Annotated in this window: 1 protein-coding gene; it reads right to left on the reverse strand. The window is 63.7% G+C overall.

What is annotated here, in order from left to right:
- Positions 1–268 precede the first annotated feature (268 nt).
- Entirely contained in the window at positions 269–781 is a 513-nt protein-coding gene (locus tag LG661_RS24725; protein ID WP_230534646.1) for a hypothetical protein, read from the reverse strand.
- Positions 782–849: the final 68 nt, after the last annotated feature.

The following is an 849-nucleotide window of genomic DNA, read 5'->3' on the forward strand; positions in this document are numbered from 1 at the left end:
ATCCAATTGCCGCCTGATCAAACGGCATTGTTCAGGGCCGACTAAGTAGTGCAGAGATCCCGACCTGTCTCTTGGGTGGGCATGTCGCTTGTCGGCGCGACCGCTCCCGGCGATGCAGCCTGTCGGCAATCAGAGAAGTCGGCATATCGCGAGGTCGGTGCGCCGAGGCGCATGGTATTTCAGGTGGCCATGGATTCTAAGGGCACTTCGGGTCCTACTTGTGGAAAGCGGCCGGACCCATCCGGAGCCCGGCCGCCTTAGCCTGCGATCACCAGCCCTGGCCGCCCGTACCGGTTCGGCGATAAGCTGGACGGTTGACGTCATAGACCCGATTGCCGACACGCACTGCGTCCGCCAGCAGCAACGCGCCTCGGTTGCCCACGCGTACAACCTGCCCGCGGACGGCAAAGGGCGCGCCCTGCTGCAGGTTCACCGCTTGACGGTTCTGCCCGATATCGGCGACGATGCGGCGCCCGGGCTGCGTCTCCAGAACGACCAGGTAGTTGGGCGTGTTTACGCCACGGACACGCACGGGGCGGACGGCGACAATGCGGCCGTGCTCCTGTCGGTACTGCTCAGGCACGCGCGCCTGCTGACCGCCCATTTGCTGGCCTTGCTGACGCCATTGGCCGCCCTGCGGGCCCATCTGCTGCTGGCCCAGCTGGCCGCCTTGTTGGTTCGACTGACCCTGCTGATTGCCCTGCTGCTGCGCGAGTGCAGGGCTGGCCAGCGCGGCCGAAACGGCCAGGGCGAGAAGCATTTTGGACGAAGTGATGGTCATGAGGTCTTACTCCATGTGGGGATTTTGCCTAGCACTACAGTTGCAGGTTTAGAGTTCTAATTACCTCC

Source organism: Microvirga roseola, from assembly GCF_020866965.1.
Taxonomy (GTDB): Bacteria; Pseudomonadota; Alphaproteobacteria; order Rhizobiales; family Beijerinckiaceae; genus Microvirga; species Microvirga roseola.